At 51.7% G+C, this 20,138-nt stretch carries 12 protein-coding genes, 1 pseudogene and 2 riboswitches; of the genes and pseudogenes, 2 read left to right on the top strand and 11 right to left on the bottom strand.

The annotated features are described in order from the left end of the window. Positions 1–288: 288 nt before the first annotated feature. The 9 genes and pseudogenes from HY774_14915 to HY774_14875 all read right to left on the bottom strand — a co-directional run bounded on the left by HY774_14915 (position 289) and on the right by HY774_14875 (position 13,544). Positions 289–4,191 (bottom strand): protein kinase, encoded by a 3,903-nt coding sequence (locus HY774_14915; GenBank protein MBI4749776.1) that lies wholly within the window; start codon positions 4,189–4,191, stop codon positions 289–291. Positions 4,192–4,325: 134 nt separating this feature from the next. Further along, complete coding sequence (locus tag HY774_14910) at positions 4,326–5,510, bottom strand: S8 family serine peptidase (protein ID MBI4749775.1); 1,185 nt, start codon at positions 5,508–5,510, stop codon at positions 4,326–4,328. Positions 5,511–6,381: 871 nt separating this feature from the next. Then, positions 6,382–7,599 (bottom strand): iron ABC transporter permease, encoded by a 1,218-nt coding sequence (locus HY774_14905; protein ID MBI4749774.1) that lies wholly within the window; start codon positions 7,597–7,599, stop codon positions 6,382–6,384. After that, positions 7,589–8,575, bottom strand: coding sequence for an ABC transporter substrate-binding protein (locus HY774_14900; protein ID MBI4749773.1), 987 nt, complete (start codon positions 8,573–8,575; stop codon positions 7,589–7,591). Before HY774_14900 ends, HY774_14905 begins: the two co-directional genes overlap by 11 nt. A gap of 182 nt (positions 8,576–8,757) precedes the next feature. After that, entirely contained in the window at positions 8,758–9,381 is a 624-nt protein-coding gene (locus HY774_14895) for a histidine phosphatase family protein (protein MBI4749772.1), read from the bottom strand. Further along, positions 9,378–9,518 carry a hypothetical protein gene (locus HY774_14890; GenBank protein ID MBI4749771.1) on the bottom strand — a complete coding sequence of 47 codons (141 nt, stop codon included), beginning with the start codon at positions 9,516–9,518 and terminating at the stop codon, positions 9,378–9,380. The genes HY774_14895 and HY774_14890 overlap by 4 nt, the downstream gene beginning before the upstream one ends. A 21-nt stretch (positions 9,519–9,539) precedes the next feature. Further along, a complete protein-coding gene (locus HY774_14885) occupies positions 9,540–10,337 on the bottom strand; it encodes an ABC transporter ATP-binding protein (protein MBI4749770.1) in 798 nt (265 codons plus the stop codon). A 347-nt stretch (positions 10,338–10,684) separates the two neighbouring features. Continuing rightward, positions 10,685–13,114: a TonB-dependent receptor plug domain-containing protein gene (locus HY774_14880; GenBank protein MBI4749769.1), complete on the bottom strand. Its 2,430-nt coding sequence runs from the start codon at positions 13,112–13,114 to the stop codon at positions 10,685–10,687. Positions 13,115–13,150: 36 nt separating this feature from the next. Beyond that, a riboswitch (cobalamin riboswitch) is annotated at positions 13,151–13,396 on the bottom strand. Between the two features lie 22 nt (positions 13,397–13,418). After that, positions 13,419–13,544: pseudogene (locus HY774_14875) on the bottom strand (hypothetical protein). Between the two features lie 270 nt (positions 13,545–13,814). Continuing rightward, a riboswitch (cobalamin riboswitch) is annotated at positions 13,815–13,962 on the bottom strand. A 249-nt stretch (positions 13,963–14,211) separates the two neighbouring features. Here HY774_14875 and HY774_14870 point away from each other — a divergent pair. After that, a complete protein-coding gene (locus HY774_14870; GenBank protein ID MBI4749768.1) occupies positions 14,212–15,819 on the top strand; it encodes a methylcrotonoyl-CoA carboxylase in 1,608 nt (535 codons plus the stop codon). Positions 15,820–15,953: 134 nt separating this feature from the next. On the opposite strand, the gene HY774_14865 is transcribed toward HY774_14870, so the two are convergent. Continuing rightward, positions 15,954–16,868, bottom strand: a complete 915-nt coding sequence (locus HY774_14865; protein MBI4749767.1) for a pseudouridine-5'-phosphate glycosidase — start codon at positions 16,866–16,868, stop codon at positions 15,954–15,956. A gap of 273 nt (positions 16,869–17,141) precedes the next feature. Here HY774_14865 and HY774_14860 point away from each other — a divergent pair, with 273 nt between their 5' ends. Beyond that, positions 17,142–17,429 (top strand): hypothetical protein, encoded by a 288-nt coding sequence (locus HY774_14860; protein MBI4749766.1) that lies wholly within the window; start codon positions 17,142–17,144, stop codon positions 17,427–17,429. Positions 17,430–17,491: 62 nt separating this feature from the next. Here HY774_14860 and HY774_14855 read toward each other — a convergent pair whose 3' ends face one another. Beyond that, entirely contained in the window at positions 17,492–19,957 is a 2,466-nt protein-coding gene (locus HY774_14855; protein MBI4749765.1) for an ABC transporter permease, read from the bottom strand. Positions 19,958–20,138: the final 181 nt, after the last annotated feature.

The following is a 20,138-nucleotide window of genomic DNA, read 5'->3' as shown; positions in this document are numbered from 1 at the left end:
CCTGGATCAAATTCAGAACCTGAATTTCGACCACTGAACCTGAACCGAGGTTTGTGAAGGAACCAAAAGGGCGGAAAACTGGAAAAACAATTTTACAAACAGGATTTTGAGGAAGGGGGCTGTTTGCACAAAATCTAGGCGAAGCGGGTGAAAGGTGGGGGAGGACCGGGTTCCCAGGGCTCGAAGACTCGCCCTGGGCTACGAGCCGGCGCCCACTTCGTAGGCTGAGAACCAAAACGGCTTCAACTCTTAACTGGCATTACAGACAACAGACGACAAACTTGTTGGCTATTTAGACTCCCCAGTTGTTTCTTCGGAAATCATGGTGAACTCATCAGCCATTTTTTGGGTTGGGCCGTCAACTCTCAAGGTTGCCGCAAGGTTCCCCTGAGGCGTTTGTTCCGGGGCATAGTGCTTTTCAGTGACCTGGTCGCGAGGGTTGAACGGTGATTCTTCAGTGAGCGTCCGGTTGAGCCTCAGATTTGGGTTGCTGCTGAGCAAAACCGACACATCAAATGAACCTTCAAACGAACTATCTTCTGTCAGGTGGTTACAAACGGCTGCCGCAAAACTGTGAGCCAGTTCTTTGGCGGTTGGGCGGCTTTGGGGATTTTTCAGTAACGCCTGTTCCACAACGGCTTCAACATCAGTGGGGATTTCCGGATTGAGCCGACATAAAGACGGCGGCGCCTGGGTCATGTGTTTTAAGGCCAGATTCAACAAGCCTTCTTTATCCGGCACAAACGGTAATTGCCCGGCCAGCATTTCAAACAACATCACACCGACGCTGTACACATCTGATTTCCAGTCATATGGATTGCATCCCAGTCGTTCGGGTGCCATATAGGTCGGGGTTCCAATGACAGTTCCGGCTTCGGTAAGCGTGTTTGCTTGCATGGCGTCCTGTTCGCCAATAAATTTGGCAATCCCAAAATCAACCACTTTGACGACTTCTCCTTCCTCCGACTGGTGGAGGAAAATATTGTCCGGTTTAATATCTCGATGAATGATGCCAGCGCGATGGGCTTCAGCTAAAACATTACAAACCGGAATGATGATTTCGGCACACCGTCTCAGCGACAATCGGTATTTGTTTTTTAATTCTTTGGTCAAGGAATGACCCTGCAAGAGTTCCATGACCAGGTAGGCAATGCCTTCTGGCGAAACGCCCGAATCAAGGATCAAAACCGCATTTGGGTGATTGACTCGACAGGCTGAGACGCCTTCAAGTCGAAACCGCTCCAGGTTTTCAAGTGACTCATTTCCGGGGACCGGACGAAAAACCTTGACCGCCACTGACCGGCCCAGGTTGAGTTGGGTGGCGCGATAGACGGCCCCAAACCCGCCGGTGCCGATTTTTTCTTCAAGTCGGTATTTGCGATCCAGAATCGTTCCCGGCAGGACATCCGCCAGCGCCGAAAAGATCAAATTGGCCTGGCGTTGAGATTCAATCAATTCCAGGTTTTTCCGAGCCAGTTCCTCGTTTTTCTGCTCTACTTCCTTTTTCGCCTGGCTTAATTGATCCAGATTTTCAGCCAGTTCGGCATTCTTGAGATCAAGTTCCAGGTTTTTATACTCGGTTTCTTGTTTGGCTTTTTTGAGGTGGTTTAAGTTTTCGGCCAGTTCGGCGTTTGTCTGGTCAAGTTCGAGGGTTCGCTCGGTAATTTTTTGTTCGAGAAGTAAGTTCTGATGATGGAGTACTTTAAATCGCAGGCGAACACCTCCGTACCCAACCCCGCACAACATTCCAACATACACCAGATAGGCCCACCAGGTATTCCAGGGGGCTGGCCGAATGGTAAAACGGATCACCTGCGGGCCAGTGGCATTCCCGGCATAGTCTTTGCCCCAAACTTGAAAGGTATATGACCCATGGCCGAGATTGGTGTATTCCTTCTGTGGGTTTGAGGTCCACTCCGACACCTGTCTGTCATATCCAATCAATTGAGTACGATACCGGGTGTTTCCCTCATGGGCAAAGCTCAGCAGCGAGTACTCAAACACAAAGTTGTTTTGGTCATACGCGAGCGAGTTGTTTGGAATTGGGTCTGGTTGGGGAAACAAATATTTCTGGTCTCCAGCCTGCATCCGCTCAATGAACAACGGTTTTTGGGTGGTATCTTCGGTTTCCTGGGCTGGATCAAACACAACGGCACCTGACACGGTTCCAGCCCAAATCCGGCCCAGATGGTCTTTGATCAAAGCCCCGAAATTACACTCGTTGGTCGGAAGCCCATCTTCCGTGGTGTAGGTTTTGAGGTTGAATTCCACCGATTGAACCGTGGCTTTTGACAACCGGGCGATACCTTTATTGGTTGAAAGATAGATTCGATTCAGGTTGTCCTGGCATATTTGGTGAATTGTTCCGCTCAATGTGGATTGCTCCAGATCATTCTGAAGTTTTACCCAGCCACCGCCTGGATTCGCCAGCCGCAACCGTGCCACCCCACTATCCGTCCCGATCCAAAGCACTTTATCACCTGATGACTCAGTGATTTCCCGCAAACTCCACACCGTATTGTTTGGCAATCCCGAGCTGGTATCAAATGTTTTCCATTGCCCGTGAACATACTGTGCCAGTCCGCCGCCAGCCGTCCCAACCCACAGGGTTTTCGCTCCGTCGGGAGAACGTGTTTCCAGCAAGCTGGTCACCAGATTATTTGGCAACCCTTCAACCGTGGCCCATTGACCTTGCTCAAAGCGGGCCAGTCCACCTCCAGCCGTTCCCACCCACAGGATGGGAGTTCCCTCGGGAGAAGTGGTTTCGAGCAAGCTCCAAACAGTGTCATTGGGGAGACCGGAACCGGTGTCAAATGTCGTCCAGCGGCCCTGTTCAAATCGGGCCAATCCACCGCCGGTGCCAACCCAGAGGGTGCGACGTCCTCCAGGTTGAGTGGTTTCAAGCAGCGTAATCACGCCATCATCTGGCAGCGCTTTGGTTTGGGTTGAGTACGTCGTCCATCGATTTTTTTCCCAGTACGCAAGGCCGGCATCCGTGCCAATCCAGTATGTCGGTTCACCCGACTCATTTTTTGATTCCAGCAGGCTGGTCACCACCGGGTCGGGGATTCCGGTTGTGGTGTCAAATGTCACCCATTGCCCAAATTCAAGTCGGGCCAGGCCGCCGCCATCGGTGCCAATCCACAACGTCCGGGGGCCAGTTGGAGACACCATTTTTTGTAAACACAAGATTCGATTATTGGGAAGACCGGACTGGGCATTAAAGATTGCCCAGCGACCTTGTTCCAGGCTGGCCAAACCCCCGCCATCGGTTCCAACCCATAGCGTTGGAACACCACCTGGATCAACTGTTTCGACCAGGCTCAAGACTACATCGTTTGAGAGGCCGTTTGAAATCAAATCAAAAACGGTCCACTGGCCATTGGTCAGACGAGCCAGTCCTTTGCTGGTTCCGACCCACAGCGTTGGTTGATTGGTGGTCGAGGTGGTTTCAAGCAGACTAAAGACGGTGTCATCCGGTAACGGACTTGACTGGCGATCATAGACCGCCCACTGGTAAGTACTTGAACCAGTTGAGAGATGTGGCCGATTGCCAGCCTTCGCCGGGTCGGTTTCCTCCAATCGAATCAACCCACCGCCGTAAGTTCCAACCCACAGCGCGGGTTTTCCATCCGGTTGGACGGTTGGCAACAGGCTCACGATCAGGTTGCTGGGAAAGCCAGCTTGCCGATGAAAGAGCGACCACCGGCCATCTTCATAGCAAGCCAGACCTTCACGGGTTCCAACCCACAGAATGGGAGTTCCTTTTGATGAACGCGTGGTCAGCAAACACCGAACCTGGTTGGAGGGCAGTGCCCTGGTGTCAGTGGTAAACGTTGACCAGTGGCCATCCTTCAGGTGAACAACGCCACCACCATCCGTCCCAAACCAGAGGCTATCGTCCAATCCAGTACATAACGCACGCACACTATTGGAAAGCGTACGATTGGGCATATCAACACTCGACCAGGTCCGTCCATTATAGAAGGCGCCCCCATCCTGGGTGCCCACCCACAGGTAACCCCGGTGGTCAAATGCCATGGCATTGATGGAATTTTGGGGAACTCCGTTCCGGTCCGTAAAAATGTGGAATGCCTGCCGTCCAGTTGGGAGAGCGGATTTCAAGTTCAACGAGGCCGCCGAACTGGTTGGAGGGTTACTTGGGAGAGGGGAATTCGAAGCCTGAGCCATCTGGGCCGACCACCAGGGTTGTGGTGGGCCCAAAACAAGGCAAATTACCCCGACCAAAAAGACAAAACAAAGAGTGGCTGAAAGTCGCCACTCTCGGAAGCTTCGACAAATATCTCGGTACATCATCAGGATGCTTACCGTTGAGACAGTGCCGCCAGTGGATCAATCCGACCACGCCCCAAAGGCACCGAATTGGCAAGCGCTGTGCTCACAACCGAGCTATTGATATGGGTGAGGACTTCTTCACGGCTTTTCCCCTGGGCAAATAACAAGGCGGCTTCGGCTGAAACCAGTGGGGTGGCAAACGATGTGCCGCTCCATTGAGCATACCTGCCCTGAGGAAATGCACTCACGATGCCGACACCTGGCGCGGCGAGATCAACCACCGGGCCAAAGTTGGAAAACGAAGCTTTCCCATCGTTAAAATCCGTGGCGGCAACCGCGATGACATTTGGATAGGCTGCTGGATAGACATCATCGGCGTTTAAATCTTCATTTCCCATTGCCGCTGTCACCAGACAGCCGGCATTCTGAGCAAACAAGACTGAGCGTCGTAAAATTCCGGTATCCCGGTCTGTCCCAAGGCTGAGATTAATGATGTTGGCACCTTGTTCAGCCGCATAGTAAATACCCGCCGCGACATGAAACGCATCCCCTGAGCCATCTGGCCCGAGAACCCGTATCGGTAAAACCTGAGTCTGGGGTGCCATCAGTAAAACCAATCCCGAAACAAATGTGCCGTGGCCAAAGTCTTTTCCGCCAGGTGCATCAATCGGAGTCTTATCATTGTCAACGTAATCATACCCGTTTGCCGCGATGTGTCCTGCCAAAACCGGGTGGGTGGCATCAACACCTGTGTCCAGAACTGCTACCTTAACCCCGGCTCCCTGTGAAAGTGAATGCAGTTCGTCCACCTGAAAAAATGTGGTTAGTTGTTGTGATTGAAAGGCATAGGCTTCATTTCCAAACACCACTGGTCTATCGCCTGGATACCCTCGGGGGCTGCGATGTGGCCAAATCAATACATTGGGGCCGACATCTTCCACTCCGGGAAGAATCCGGATCAATGGCATCAGAAGGTTAATGTCAGTGAGTAATGGGGCTTCGAGCAAAAATTCCCGTTTATCCAGAATTTGATCAACCAGCGTGAGCCTGAATTTTGAAAGAATCAGGCCAAGTGACCCAGTCGGTAAGAGTTTGACAATAATCTGTTTGTTAACGGAAGCTGCTTTCAGTGGAGCGGGTTTTAAGAAAAACAAACCGACTCCGGCCAGGAGAACCACGGTCAGGCAAATCGCGAACAAGCGTCCTCGGTTCATAAATGGCACCTTTCAAGAATCAATTGGTGTGACGTAGTTCTTGCAGAACGTGTTGAAACACGACACTGCACATGCAGGATGAAACGCCAACTCAGGAGCAGGATGCTTGGGATGGTTTGTGGTTACCTGATTCAGAAAAAAGCAAAATTTGATTCAGGGTTCAGGGTTCAAGGTTCAAGGCCAGATACTCCACGTTGAGTGGTACCCGCCAGTTCCCCAGTCTTCATCTTGAGTGGGATCAGTCAACTCATCGCCGAAACCCTGAACCCTGAACCCTGAACCCGATTTCAGTGAGATTTTATTTTCTTCTGGGTCCCTAAGATCAGTTGATTGAAAGTATTTGATTGTTGGGGGAAATAGATTTTTCTAGTTTTCTGAGGCGTTTTTAGAGCCTGCCGATAGTACCACACTGTTTTACGGGATGAGAAGATATCCTGCCGAAATTACTGGAAAATCATCGTTTAGAGAAATTATTGGTTTCGACTTTATATCAAATTCGATCAAACCTGTGCTTCCGACATCAATGTGATGAATTTCAGTTGTTAGAAAAATTTTGAGAATTAAGGGAAATAACAGGCAATTTAAGGTTAGAAAAAAATGGCTATGAACGTTAAGAAAAGGAACTGGTATTTGACACGAACATGCTGGTAATGGAGGAAAGGCATTGCCACAATCAAAGAGGTATTTTCAGTAGGTCAACCTTTTACAATTCAATTGATTCCAGAGGAATAAATACAATGGTTGAAGCACGGGCTTGTGGGAATTTCAGGGTACTGGTTGATCTGGAGTTCTCAGACTTAACAGCGGTAAATCAGAATTGTCCTGTAAATTAGGATTATTCTTACAGTTCACTGTTTTCTAAAGGGGTCACCTAACTTGAGTTGGCGGCCTGCTGGTGTCTGAGCAGGAGATAGAGGAAAAACGGCGCGCCAAACACCGCAGTGATGATTCCAAGTCGAATTTCTTCTGGGCTTTGCAGAGTCCGGGCCAGGATATCGGCCACAACCAGAAATGAGGCGCCGGTCAATGCACTGGCTGGGAGCAGATAGCGATGTCGCGGACCAATAATAAGCCGCACAATATGCGGAATGATCAACCCAACGAATCCAACAATTCCGCTGACGGCCACAGCGGTCCCAGTCAGGAGGGCAGCGCCAGTCAGGATGATTTGCTTGGCTCGCTCAACATCAATGCCAAGCCCGAGGGCAAATTCTTCACCGAGCAGCAAGACGTCCAATTCCCGGGTAAACATCAGGGCAATGCCTGTTCCCAGCAACACACAAGGAAGTACCAGGCAGACGTGGTCCCAGGTGCGAGTATCGAGGCCACCCATCATCCAAAAGATAATGCTGGTGGCGACTTCCCAACGAACCCACTTCAAGGTGATGACAAACGAAGTTGCCGCGCCAATCAAGGCATTGAGTGCAACTCCAGCCAGGAGGAGAGTTGAAACCGGCGTGCGTCCTCGCTGGGTGGAGATGGCATACACCACAAAGAGGGAAATCAGGGCGCCGATAAACGCCAGCATCGGCATGTACCACAGCGAGCGCGTGGCCAAACCGGTTGCCAGCGCAATCACGGCCCCCAATGCCCCACCCGAACTGGTGCCGATGATATCTGGCGAAGCAAGCGGGTTTTGAAACAACCCCTGCATCTGAGCCCCAGCAATCGCGAGTCCTGCCCCGACCAGAACCGCCACCAGGACCCGAGGTGTTCGAATCAACCAGACCACTGCCACATCAACTTCTCTAACTCCGGTTATATCAACCCACCCAGCCGGAAGCATGTGTGATGCAATGACCCGCACCACCGTGTCTGGTGCAATGGTTGCACTCCCGATGCCAATCCCAGCGATGATGGCAGTTACCAGAATGAAACCGGCAATGAGAAAAAACCATCGGGTTCTGGGTTCTAAAGCAGGGCTGAAGAAGTTGGGCTGAAGAAGTTGGGCTGAAGAAGTTGGGCTGAAGAAGTTGGGCTGAAGAAGTCGGGCTGAAGACTCGGTGGCTTGTCTCTGTGTCTCCGTGTCTCCGTGTCCCCTTGTTTCTTTGTCTGGGTTTTGGGTTTCCGCAGTTTCCTTATTGTCCATAGAGTTCAGTCACGAGCGTGTTGAGGGCTTTGACCAGATGATGTGAAACCGCCAGGTAGTGGCGATTGTCAACCACGATAATCCGGTTTGATTTTCCAGCTTTGGTTGATGCCACCGCCGGTTCCGCCAGCAGTTTGCGTTTGACATCGTCAAATGTCCCAACATCGGCACCCACAACAATCACATCTGGCTGCCATTCGGTGAGCTTTTCCGGACTAATTTTGGCAATCCCGGTGATCCCTTTTTCAGCCGTTAAATTGATGACCCCAACTGTCCGAAGCATTTCATCAAAGAGTGTTCCGCTTCCAGCAGTAAAGCCGCCGAGACTGTAAGACATTACTTTCAAAGGTGGTTTGGTTTGCGGAATTCGAGCTTTGACGGCTTGGATATCACGGTTCATCTGGTCAATCAGAGCCGCTGCCGCCGGTTCATCGCCAATGGCATATCCAACGGTTCGAATGTTGGTTTTTATGTCTTCAATGCGGTCAAAGTTGGCAAACCGGAAAACTGGGGACTTCGCGGCTTTCAGGAGTTCCACAAATTCAGTGCGACTGTAACTGGCGACAAACACCAGATCAGGACTTAATTCCAAAATCTGCTCAACCCCTTGAGTTGTTCGACCAGCCACCTGCTTTGCTTCACTGGTGATATTGCTGTAGGTCGGGTCTTCGGCCAGTGAACTGAGCGCCGCAATGCGCTTTGGGTCACAAATTGCCAGCAAGATCTCATCCGTTGCCAGAGTTTGCGAGACAATTCGGATCGGCTTTTTCTCAATTCGAACGCTGTATCCGCTTCCATCTTTCAATTCGCGGGGAAAAACGGCGCCCGCCCCTGATGCTGAGGAAGGGGCCGCCACCGGCCCCGACGGTTGTGTCGTCCCCATCCGACGAAAGATTTCCACGCCAATGATGCCCACCGCCAGCAGGCCGACCATGAACATCACAAATCGAAGATTGCGTTTGAATTCTGAGAACATAGGAGGAATATCATTTAGGGCTCAGGGTTTAGGGTTCAGGGTTCAGGAAGATACAAGCATTTCAATAGTTTAACCTTCTATTCAATCGAAAATGTGATTGCAAAATGGTATTGAGGATAAAGTGTTTGGTGCCTGGTTTTGAAAACCCTGAACCCTGAACCCTGAACCCTGAACCCTGAACCCTATCCTTCCGGCTTTACCTGATTCAAAAGCCGCAAAATCGGTCCATCTTGATACCAGTCAATCACATTCAGACACCCGAAATCCTGGCCGATGCGCAGCATATGCCGGGGAGGAATTTCAAGTACATGGGCAATTGCCAGCCGGGTGACTCCGCCATGCGCGACCACGGCCACCGAACCATTTTGATGTGTGGCGATAATCATTTTGAGGGTGCTCAGGACGCGGTCTTTGAAGGCCAAAAAGTGCTCGCCTTGCGGGTATTGGAAAGACTCTGGTTCCTGAAATAGATGTTTGACGTGTTTCGGATACTTTTCATAAATAGTTGCAATTGGCTGGTTTTCCCATTCACCCATATGCACTTCGCGTAGTTGAGGCAGGTGAATTGGGGCCAATTTGTGATGGCGCGCGATCAAATCTGAGGCAAACGAAGCCCGTTTCAAGTCACTTGAATAGACGGCAGTGAGTTTGACCCCAGAAAGTTGCTGACACATCCAGTGGGATTGCTCTTCGCCGAGGGGTGATAAGTTGATATCGCGCGAGCCGTAGGCATATTGGCGATGCGACACATCAATTTCGCCGTGGCGCATCAGGTACATTCGAAGATGGTGTGTTTCTTTCGTCATACAGAAAACATATTTCGCAGTGCGACAGCCGTCACATAGAGCGAGACCTCAGTCAATTGATTTGTGGCACGCTGGCAATCTCCAGTCAGGCCGCCAATCCGTTCACGATAGTACAAACCGCTCAAGATCACCACCATCAGAGGAAGTTCAACCAGTCCTCACACTGGAGGACATGGCGCAACCGGCCAGACAACCAGGCTGCCACTTTCCGGATCCGTGCTAATTCGGGCCTGGATTGAAAAGTACCGGGCCAGATTCGACTCAGTCAGGACCTCCTCGGGCGGTCCATCAGCCACAACCGTTCCATCAAAGAGCAACAACAGGCGATTGCAAAATCGGGCTGCCATTGACAGGTCGTGGATTGCCGCGATTGCCGAACGGTGATTGGCGACACATTTTTTGACCAGTTCAAGGACTTCAAACTGATGAACCAGATCCAGGTTTGACGTTGGCTCATCCAGCAGAATGATGGTTGTTTCCTGCGCCAGGGCTCGGGCCAGGTGGACTCGCTGGCGTTCACCGCCAGAAAGTTGCGTGACTGGACGTTCAGCAAAATCAAGCGTTTCAGTCACGGTCATCGCATGATGAATAGCGGCCCGATCCGCCGGGCCTTCGGGGCGAAATCGGCCAAGGTAGGGGGTGCGCCCCATCGCCACAATGTCGCGAACGCTAAAAGCAAACTCAATTTTGGTATCCTGAGGCACCAGGGTAGCCTGCAAGGCAATCTTTTTTCGGGACATGCCCGCAAGTTGAGTTCCACCAAGTGTTACACATTGTTCTGCACTGGGAAGCAGGCCCAACAGCAGTTTGAGCAAGGTTGTCTTACCGCTGCCGTTGGGACCGATCAGTCCAATAAATTCCCCTTCACGGACAGTGAATGAAATATTTTTCAATATTTCACGCTGTCCGTAGCGAAAATTCAGGTTCGTAACCCGGATAAGTTCGGTGGAAGTCATAAGGAAAACCGAATGGAGAATGAAGAAACCACTGAGTGGTTAGTGGTTAGTGATTAGTGATTAGTGATGCCAGTTAAGGGTTGAAAAAAGAGCAGATTTGAGCCCAGGAACTCCCGCGTAGGCACGCTAGCCCAGGGTTTTAACCCTGGGAAAACGTTGCCTTCTTACCCCCACCCGGCCAGCCGGGTGGGGAAAATCTGAAACTGACCTGCATCCGGTGGTGGCGCTTCCAAAGCGACGCTGACCACCGGCTCACCTTACTTCATCCCAACGGGGATGAGAACCAAAACTACTTCAACTCTTAACTGACATTACTAACCACTAGCCACTAGCCACTATTCCTCACTCTAAAAGCGGAAGGCCAGGCCGCCGAGAAAGGTTGCTCCTGGCGTTCGATACCCGCTTTCAAAGTATGTTCGGTCAAACATGTTATCCACCTTGCCATACACTTTCAGGCTTTGTTCACCAATCGGGTGGGTGTAACTCACCACAAGATCGCCCTTAACCGGGCCTTTGAATTCAAACGCCCGACCTGAAAACGGGAAGAGATGGTTGCTGGTGGCGAGCAGGTCGAAATTGACCTCCACCCGGCGACCAATCTGTTGATTGGCGGTCAAAGTGAAAGTGTGTTCAGGGACGACAAAGGTGCGTAACAGGCCAGCCACCGATGTGGGGCGACGATTGTCAGCATTGGCATAGGTGTAAGACGCGGTGACGTTGAGTGTGTCAATCGGACGGGTGTTCATACTCAGTTCCAGCCCACGTGACAAACCGCCGCCAGTATTCAGGTACCCAAAAAACCGTCCGTATGGGTCAGTTCCAGGGTTGATAAATCCGCTAAAGTCAAAATCCACAATCTCCTGGAGTCGGGTGTAAAAGTAGGTTGCGCTGACCTGAACTCGATTGTTCGCAAAGGTTTGATCAATACCGGCGTCAACACCAATCGAGCGTTCAGGCCGAAGTAGCGGGTCGCCAAAGCCTGAGAAAAATCCTCCGAAGTATGACGAGCCAAACCGCTCAAACAGTGAAGGCGCCCGGTAGCCGCTGCCGACGTGGGAGCGGAGTTTGGTATTGGTCGAATGGAAAAAGTAAGAAATTGAGCCGTCCCCGGTATAGGCTGTTTCTGGGGCTGGAAACTTTGAAATCGGGTAGGGTGAGCTTCCGCCCAGAAATGTCGGATTTGACAGGTCAAATGCCTGCAAGCGGAACGCGGCTGACATCTGAAACCGGTTGTCCAGGGCGCGGAACTGATTGCGGAGAAAGAACGTGTTGCTCCGTTGTTCGATATCAATCCCAACATTGGTTCGGGCACTGACAATCGGGTTTTCATCCGAATCGCGGCCCAGGTACTGTTCGCGTTCAAACTCATAGCCGGCGGAGAAGGTGAAAAACCGATTGATTTGCCAGTCTCCCTGAACTCCAACCGTATCAATCACGCCGTCAAACCGATTGACCACCTTAAAATCAGGTTCGAATCTCACCCCGGCTGGGCCGTCAGTGAATTTTCGGTTGGTATCAACCCGTTGGTAATTCACACGATATCCGATTTTTTCATTGATCTGATGTTGAAAGGTTGCTGCGCTGGAGAGAAAACTCGAATCCCGCCGAAAATCCGGGTCACGGAGGTTCGAGATAAAGTTGGCATTGCCGAGGGTGAAGGGTTTTCCAGCTTCAAACAACCGTTGCTGGTCGAGCGGTAATGCCACAGCTTTGAGGATGCTCCCGGCTGGTGGAAGGCTGGCGCCCGGCGCCTGAAACGAACCATCCGTCAATTGGGCAAACAGGGTATTGCCTAAGATTCGGCCAGAAAGGGTGATATTGGGGCGAAACGCATACTGGACAAAACCCTGCCCGCTCCAGTTACGGTTTGGCGTATCACCTTCAACCCCATTTGACACATTGAGATGCATCAGCCCGGCACTATACAGAAACCGATCTGAGGCTACGCCTCCGGCTACCTGGGCTCGACCACGAAACAACCCAAGGCTGCCGCCTTCGAGTTGAACCTGACCTCGCACGGGGCCGCCGCCGTGAGCCGTCACGACATTGACCACGCCGCCGATGGCCGTGGTGCCATAGAGCGCCGATTCAGGGCCGCGAACGACTTCAATGCGTTCGGTATCAACGACAAACAATTCCTGGATTTGAGCCAGTGAATCACCCTGGGTACTGGCTGCATCACGAAGTCGCAGACCATCAATGACCACGGAGGTGTCATAGCTGCGCAATCCACGAATAAAAATGCCGGACTGGCTTCCTGGCCCACCAAGCTGCTGAACCCGAATTCCAGGCATTTGCCGGATGCTTTCCGTAATGGAAAGTTCGTTGCGGCGTTCGATATCCTGGCTTGAAACGATGCTAAAGGTTTTCGATACTTCGACTTCGGTCTGAGGTGTGGCATTGGCGGTTACCACGACGGTAGTGTTTGTTCCAGCCACCGAAAGTGGAAAATCGAGCGTTGCCTGCTGGTTTTCCTCAAGCTGAATGGTCCTGGAAAGTTGTGAAAATCCGGTGGCGGCAATTTCAATAATAAAATCACCGGTTTCGGTCCGATCAAAGCGGAATTCTCCGTTTGAATTGGTCACCGTTGTGATGCGTCGCCCACTGCTGCGGGCATAAATGGTTACGGTGGCGCCGGCAATGCTGGCACCGCTGGGGTCAGTGACCCGACCAGTAATTCCGACCGGTCCGCCAGCAAAAATTGGAGACGAGGCAAGCGTCCAGAGCACAGCCCAGAGCAGGGTGCCGCGCAGGAGTCGTGAAACAGATTGGTTCATAGGGGGAACAATCCTTTCTCTTTCCCATCGAAAGAGGGTGAAGGTACAGCCGAAGATCGGTCTCCTGACTTGCCGCCAGAGCATCAGTTCACAGGTGAGGACTGATGGTTCCCTACTGTTCCGCGCCTTCCCATCGCCCAGTTGGCGACAGTGGCTTGTGGGATGCGGAATTCGTTGCGGTTCACAGTTGCGAGGGCAGTGGCGGAGTTTCACCGCGCTTCCCAAATTACCTTTGGCGCACTTGGGGTTGAGTTGGTTGAGGGCTACTGGTGTTTTTTGGAGGTGTGACATTATTACAAGGAGTACTGTAAGGGCAATGCCGACAACCATTTCCACAGCAATATCCACGTTTGAGCAGATACGCGGCGGTAAACACGTACAGGCCGTTTTCGATATAAAAATCCTCGTTTTCGATCAGAGGACGAGACATAAGAACACTTCCTTTAAAACCAGGGCTGAAGACTCGCAAGCTCGGAGCAATCGAAGGGATGAGGGATGAAGGATGAGGGATGAAAGAAAACCAATTTTTCAGTCCGACGTCTTCAGCCCTCAGCCCTGGTTTTCTCAGCCCTTAGCTCCAAGCCCTAATGAAAAAACCTCTGTCCAACGGGCAAAGGCCACACGTCGAACAGAGGTTTTTCTTGTAAGGAAAAATGGCAAACTCAAGTTGATGACGTGCGGTCCTTTGACGCGAAGAACCAGAGCACAAAACTGTACAGGCAGGTCTCCTGACTCTGTCCAGAGGTTGGACATCACAGTGGCGCGACCGTGCGGGAGTTTCACCCGGCTTCCCTATTCTCCGGAATTGCTTTTCCAAGTGTTCAGGCACCTGACAGTTAAATCCAAAGAGCAAAATGAACCCCCAAACTAAAGCCAAACACCTGTGAACGCAAGCCAAATGAGAATGAAGAAGTCAGTACCACCTGCGTCAGCGGGTGGGAGAAGAATGGAAAAAATAGATAACACGTTTATATTCAGTGAGATAGTGCGAGAGATACAAAATAATCGTTTCAATCCCCGGCGTTCATAATTCATAATTCATCTTTCAACCACAGTTTCATCACTCATCACTCAAAATTCAAAATCGGATTCTTTCAATGATACTTCACACACACATCAATCCCGACGGCGAAGACTTTCAACGCAATTACGAACATAACCTCAGACTGGCCGAGGACTTACGGGATCGGCTTGATCTTGTCCGCCAGGGAGGGGGCGAAGAAGCCGCCCGCAAGTTCCAGGCTCGCAAAAAACTGTTGCCTCGCCAGCGCATCGAACTCTTGATTGACCCTGGCACCCGGTTTATTGAGCTTGCTCCGCTGGCAGCCTTGGGCATGTATGACAACGAATCGCCCTGTGCGTCGCATATTGATGGCATTGGCGTTATCAACGGCGTCGAGTGCATGTTGATGGCCAATGATGCGACCGTCAAAGGTGGGGCTTTTTACCCGATGAGTGTTGAAAAAAGCCTGCGATGTCAACAAATTGCCCTGGAAAACCGATTGCCGACGATTTATCTCGTGGAATCCGCCGGCGCCAATTTGCTCTATCAGGCTGAACTCTTTGCCGATAACGGTGGACGTGGATTTGCCAATCAGGCACGGATGTCTGCTCAGGGGATTCCCCAGATTTCACTGGTATTTGGCAGTTGCACCGCCGGTGGTGCCTATGTCCCTGGACTGTCAGATTTTACCGTGATGGTTCGAAGACAGGCCAAGGTGTTTCTGGCGGGCCCGCCGCTGGTGAAAATGGCCACGGGCGAGGATGTTGACGATGAAACGCTTGGCGGCGCCGATATGCACGGACGGGTTTCAGGTGTCAGCGATTACACGGCGGTGGATGACGCTGACGCCATCCGAATTGGACGCGAAATAGTTGGACATCTGAACTGGCGGAAAATCACACCTTCTGGCCGACAATCTCCTGAAGAACCCATGTATGACCCAGAGGAACTTTTTGGAATCATCCCGGTTGACTTACGGCGACCGTTTCCAATCCGCGAAGTCATCGCCCGGATTGTGGATGGTTCGCGCTTTTGGGAATTCAAAAAGGATTTTGCCCCAACTGTTGTCACCGGTTATGCCCATATTGACGGCTATCAGGTTGGAATCATTGGCAATAACGGTGTCCTGTTTTCAGAAAGCGCCATGAAAGCCACCCAATTTATCCAGCTTTGCAACCAGTCGCGGACACCATTGATTTACCTTCAAAATGTCCCTGGCTTTATGGTTGGTTCCAAAGTGGAGCGTGAGGGCATCATCAAACACGGCTCAAAGATGGTGAATGCCGTGGCCAACTCAACCGTCCCACAATTTTCAGTCATTATTGGAGGTTCGTATGGGGCAGGGAATTACGGAATGTGCGGACGTGGATTTGATCCAACGCTACTGTTCACCTGGCCAAACAGCCGAATTGCGGTGATGGGTGGTGAACAGGCAGCCGGAGTCCTGGTCAGCGTTCAGGCAGCAGCACTCAAAGCCAAAGGGATTGAGCCTGACCGTGAAAAACTCGAAGTCAAACGGCAGGCTATTGTGAAGCGGTTTGATGAAGAATCGTCCGCCTATTTTGCAACTGCCCGACTGTGGGACGACGGCATTATTGACCCGCGCGAAACCCGTATCCATCTGGCCGCCGGAATTTCCATGGCGTATAACCGCGATTTTATTAGCGAGGGCGCCCCGCGCTACGGTGTCTTCCGGATGTAAGCCGATGAAGAATAAAGAATGAAGAATGAAGAATGAAGAATGAAAACAGTGCCTGGTGCTTCGAAGATATTGGTTCCAAAGCACCAAGTACCAAACACTCATACAGTCTTCATTCTCAATTCTTCATTCTTCATTCACGCCAGTTCTTTGGCTATGAGTGCTGCAATTCGGGCGTTTTGCAGCAACAAGGCAATATTGACCTTCTTACTTGCGCCGCCGGTGAGTTCACAGACCATTCGCAGCAAAAACGGAGTCACAGCCTGACCACGAACGCCTTTTTGTTCGGCTTGAATCAATGCTGTTCCAATCGCTTCGTTTAAGGCTGATGGATCGAGCGCGCTGTCTACGGGTGGAGGAACGGCCAGCACGGCGCCACCGCCGCCGCCAAAAGCACAGTGCATTTTCCAAAATTTCGCGGCATCGGCTGGCGTGTTGACCTGGGCATTGAGAAATAAATCGCTTTTTGAGGTGTAAAAAGCGGGAAACTCGTGGCTTTGGTACCCAACCACAGGAATTCCATTCGTTTCAAGGCTTTCAAGGGTTGCCGGCAGGTCCAGGATGGCTTTAGCGCCCGAACAAATAACCAGAACTTTGGTCCGGGAAAGTTCCAGGATGTCACCGCTGATGTCCCAGGTTTCTCTGGCGCCCAGATGAACGCCACCAATGCCGCCAGTTGAAAAAACCTGAATCCCAGCTATTTCGGCCAGTGCTGCCGTTCCCGCGACGGTGGTTGCTCCGTGACGCCCCATTGCCACGGCAAAGGCAATGTCACGCCGCGAGAGTTTTAATACCTGTTCGCCACGTGCCAGCATTGCCAGCGCCTCTTCGTCCAGCCCAATGGTGGGGACACCGCCGACAACCCCAATGGTGGCTGGAATTGCTCCCATATTTTTGACTTCTTGTTCAATTTGATGAGCCACTTCGAGATTTTGGGGAAATGGAAGACCGTGCGCAACGACGGTGCTTTCAAGTGCAACCACAGGTTTCCCAGATTCGATGGCTTCAGCAATGTGGGGGGCGATATGAAGAGGAGCGTTTTTACCTGGCATAGACACCTCGCGGAGGGAAATTTGAGAATTGAGAGTAGTTTGTCAGGGCGAGAGACCTGAGCTGGGAAGCTTCCAAACTGATGTGAAGCGCCAGCATACCACATTTTTTCCGCGAGGAGACAGACCCTGAAGAATGAAGAATAAAGAATTGAGAATGAACAAGGTATCCGGCGACTTGGGCTTAGTACAAGTCCCCATAAAAGAGGGATGAAATTCCACCACTCACTGGGAGAAAATTTGGTTTTCGCCCGGATGGGCGCTGGAAAATAGCCGGTGGCAAGTGTCGCTTTGGACACGCGGCCACCGGAAAGAATCGCCATCACGGGGTCGCGCCCGGATGGGCGCTGGAACAGGAGTCGTGAGCCAAAAGCCGAAACTTCGACGAAAACCGGGACCCGAACCAGCTTCCAGCGCTCATCCGGGCGCGGACCACTGCGGACCGACGCTCCGGTGGTGTGCCCAAAGCGGCAAACCACCGGCTATTGTCCGGCGCCCATCCGGGCGAAAGCCAATTCGGAATCACCGAAGTTCCATCCTCCATTTATGAGGACTTGTACTTAGGAATCAATACTTTCCAAGGACCAAAAGCATTTCATCAATCGAGTTTCTTCATTCTCAATTCTTCACTCGTACCGGAGCGCAATCACGGGGTTGATGCGTGTCGCCCGGTAGGCTGGGAAAAAGCACGCCATAAACGAGATGCCGAAAAGCAGGAGCGATACGCCCAAATAAGTGACGGGGTCGGTGGCGGTGACGCCAAATAACAGGCTTGAGGCAAGCCGGGCCACGGCAATCGTTCCAACCACCCCAAGCCCCATCCCAATCAGGAGCAGGATCAACCCACGGCCCAAAATCAACTGGTACACATCCTGTTTGTCGGCCCCAAGCGCCATTCGAATGCCGATTTCTCGCGTCCGTTGTGTGACCGAATAGGCCATCATTCCATAGAGCCCCATTGCCGCCAGCCCAAGCGCCAGAAAGCCGAAAATACTCAGGAAAATCATCGCAAATCGTTGTGGAAACAGGGAAAGCTGGGTGTGTTCAGCCAATGATTTGGCATCAAAGATCGGAATGTTCGGATCAATTCCTGCGACGATATTTTTGACGCCTGGAGCGGCTTTCAACGGGTTGCCCTCAGTTTTGACCAGTAGAACAAAATCGGATCGATAGTTGTCTGGTGCATGCAAATACATATAGGGCCGGGGAGGCTCGTTCATTGACCGCAGCTTGATATCCTTGACCACGCCGATAATCTGGTGGTTCTGGTTATTGACTTCAATTTTGCGACCCAGTGGATTTCCTTCGCCCAGGTAGCGTCTGACAAAAGTTTCATTGACGATGGCCTGTTCAATCCGGTTGGGGTCGGGTTGATCGGTTTGAGGTGGGGCCAGCAGGTGAAAATCGGAGCCCAGGGTAAATTGAATTTCCAGCGACCGGAAAAAATCAGTCTCAACGATATTATATTCGGTATCCATATCCTCTTCGGGGCGCGGCGTATAGCCATCAACCGTGATTGAAGTCGAACTGCGACCCATCGATCCGAGTGGAACCGAACGGGACAAACTGGCGGCTTGAACACCCGGCAGGGTTCGCACCTGACGTAACAGCTCGGTAAAGAAGGCTTTTCCACGCTTTTGATCATATCCATTGGGAAAGACATCCAGGCTTGCAACGAATACTTGATCAACGGAAAACCCAGGGCTGGTGTTGATCGAGTTATAGACGCTGCGCACAAAGAGCCCGGCGGTAATCAACGCCACCAGAGAGAGAGCCACCTGCAGGGAAACCAGACTGCTCCGCAATTTCGACTGTTTGAGATTTAAGGTGACGGATGACCCTTCATCCTTGAGCGTGGTGGCTTGATTGAGTCGGGTGGCCTGCAGGGCAGGGAGCAACCCAAACAGAAACCCCGTGGCCAGGGTGATGCCAAAGGTAAATAACAAAACTCGCTGGTCAATCGAACAATCCAAATGAATCGGAAGCCGTTGGGTCGGGAGCATTGCCAAAAATGATTTTGCGGTCCAGACGGCAATCAACAGGCCCACAACTCCGGAAATGACTGACAACGCCAGGCTTTCAACCATCAATTGACTGATAATCCGCCACCGACTGGCGCCCAGCGCAATCCGGATGCTGATTTCCTTGCGCCGATTGGTAGCCTTGATCATAAACAAATTCGCGACATTGGCGCAGGCTACCAGCAGTACCACGCTGACAATACCCATCAGCAACAACAACACCGGGCCCAGAATTTTCGAAGCTCCTTCCGGTGATTGAGTGAGTGGATACAGGGCAACGGTCCAGTTGGCGTTGGTGGTTGGGTTCGTTTCAGCAATGTGGGCCGAAATTGATTTGAGATTGGCCTGAGCTTGTGCCAGCGAAACCCCAGGTTTTAACCGGCCAATCATTTGCAACCAGCGATTGCCCCGACTGGTCAAGAGGTCTTTTCCAGGTCGGATGGATTCCTGCATCATCATGGGAATCCACAAATCTTGTGAAATGGCAACGATTCCTCCGACAAATCCTTTCGGAGTGACCCCAATCACAGTGAAGGTTTTGCCGTTGATGGTCATCGTAGAACCAATCACGTTCGGGTTACCCTGAAAGCGAGATTGCCACAGGTTATAGCTCATCACGACGACCGGATGAGTAGAAGGCGTGCGATCTTCTTCGGGTGAAAATGACCGACCCAACAGCGGTTTGATGTGCAATACATCGAGGTAATTCCCGCTGACCAGACAGGCCCACGTCCGGTCAGTTTTGCCGTCCTGGCTGAGATTGACGGTTAAGTTGCGAAAAACGGCGAGTCCCTCAAACGACGTGTTCTGGTCGCGCAAATCAACATAATCTGGATAGCAAATCGAAAATGCATTGCCGCTTTGGGTCGCACCAAATCCCAGGATCAGGCTGCGCGCGTCAGGTACGCCCGGAAGTGGATCTAAAATCGCTGCTTTGCACCAGGTAAAGACGGTGGCGTTCAGGCCGATACCAAGTGCCAGCGACAGCACGGCCACCAGCGTGAAACCAGGGTTTTTCCAAAGTAATCGCAAACTGAACTGTAAATCCTTGGCCAGATGGGTCAGGGTCATAGCGGGCCTCCTTAAAAGTCCGGGAAAAGTGAGACGGTGAATCTTTTGAAGGAGTGCAACCCTTGTGCCAGCTTCAATCAGTCACCAGACGAAGCAAAAAAATGCGGCGGATACCATTCGCCGGTGCAGCAATTCTTAGTCTGGGTAATTATAAGCAAAATCAGTGGTTTAGCTCCGCAGG

Source organism: Acidobacteriota bacterium (genome assembly GCA_016208495.1).
GTDB lineage: Bacteria > Acidobacteriota > Blastocatellia > Chloracidobacteriales > Chloracidobacteriaceae > JACQXX01.
The sequence above is the reverse complement of the archived record's forward strand: the minus strand, read 5'-3'. Positions and strand labels throughout refer to the sequence as shown.

Bases quoted from the DNA above. Each gene is read 5' to 3' on its own strand.
- HY774_14915 (MBI4749776.1), bottom strand. From the start codon at position 4,191: ATGGCTCAGGCTTCGAATTCCCCTCTCCCAAGTAACCCTCCAACCAGT.
- HY774_14910 (MBI4749775.1), bottom strand. From the start codon at position 5,510: ATGAACCGAGGACGCTTGTTCGCGATTTGCCTGACCGTGGTTCTCCTG.
- HY774_14905 (MBI4749774.1), bottom strand. From the start codon at position 7,599: ATGGACAATAAGGAAACTGCGGAAACCCAAAACCCAGACAAAGAAACA.
- HY774_14900 (MBI4749773.1), bottom strand. From the start codon at position 8,575: ATGTTCTCAGAATTCAAACGCAATCTTCGATTTGTGATGTTCATGGTC.
- HY774_14895 (MBI4749772.1), bottom strand. From the start codon at position 9,381: ATGACGAAAGAAACACACCATCTTCGAATGTACCTGATGCGCCACGGC.
- HY774_14890 (MBI4749771.1), bottom strand. From the start codon at position 9,518: ATGGTGGTGATCTTGAGCGGTTTGTACTATCGTGAACGGATTGGCGGC.
- HY774_14885 (MBI4749770.1), bottom strand. From the start codon at position 10,337: ATGACTTCCACCGAACTTATCCGGGTTACGAACCTGAATTTTCGCTAC.
- HY774_14880 (MBI4749769.1), bottom strand. From the start codon at position 13,114: ATGAACCAATCTGTTTCACGACTCCTGCGCGGCACCCTGCTCTGGGCT.
- HY774_14870 (MBI4749768.1), top strand. From the start codon at position 14,212: ATGATACTTCACACACACATCAATCCCGACGGCGAAGACTTTCAACGC.
- HY774_14865 (MBI4749767.1), bottom strand. From the start codon at position 16,868: ATGCCAGGTAAAAACGCTCCTCTTCATATCGCCCCCCACATTGCTGAA.
- HY774_14855 (MBI4749765.1), bottom strand. From the start codon at position 19,957: ATGACCCTGACCCATCTGGCCAAGGATTTACAGTTCAGTTTGCGATTA.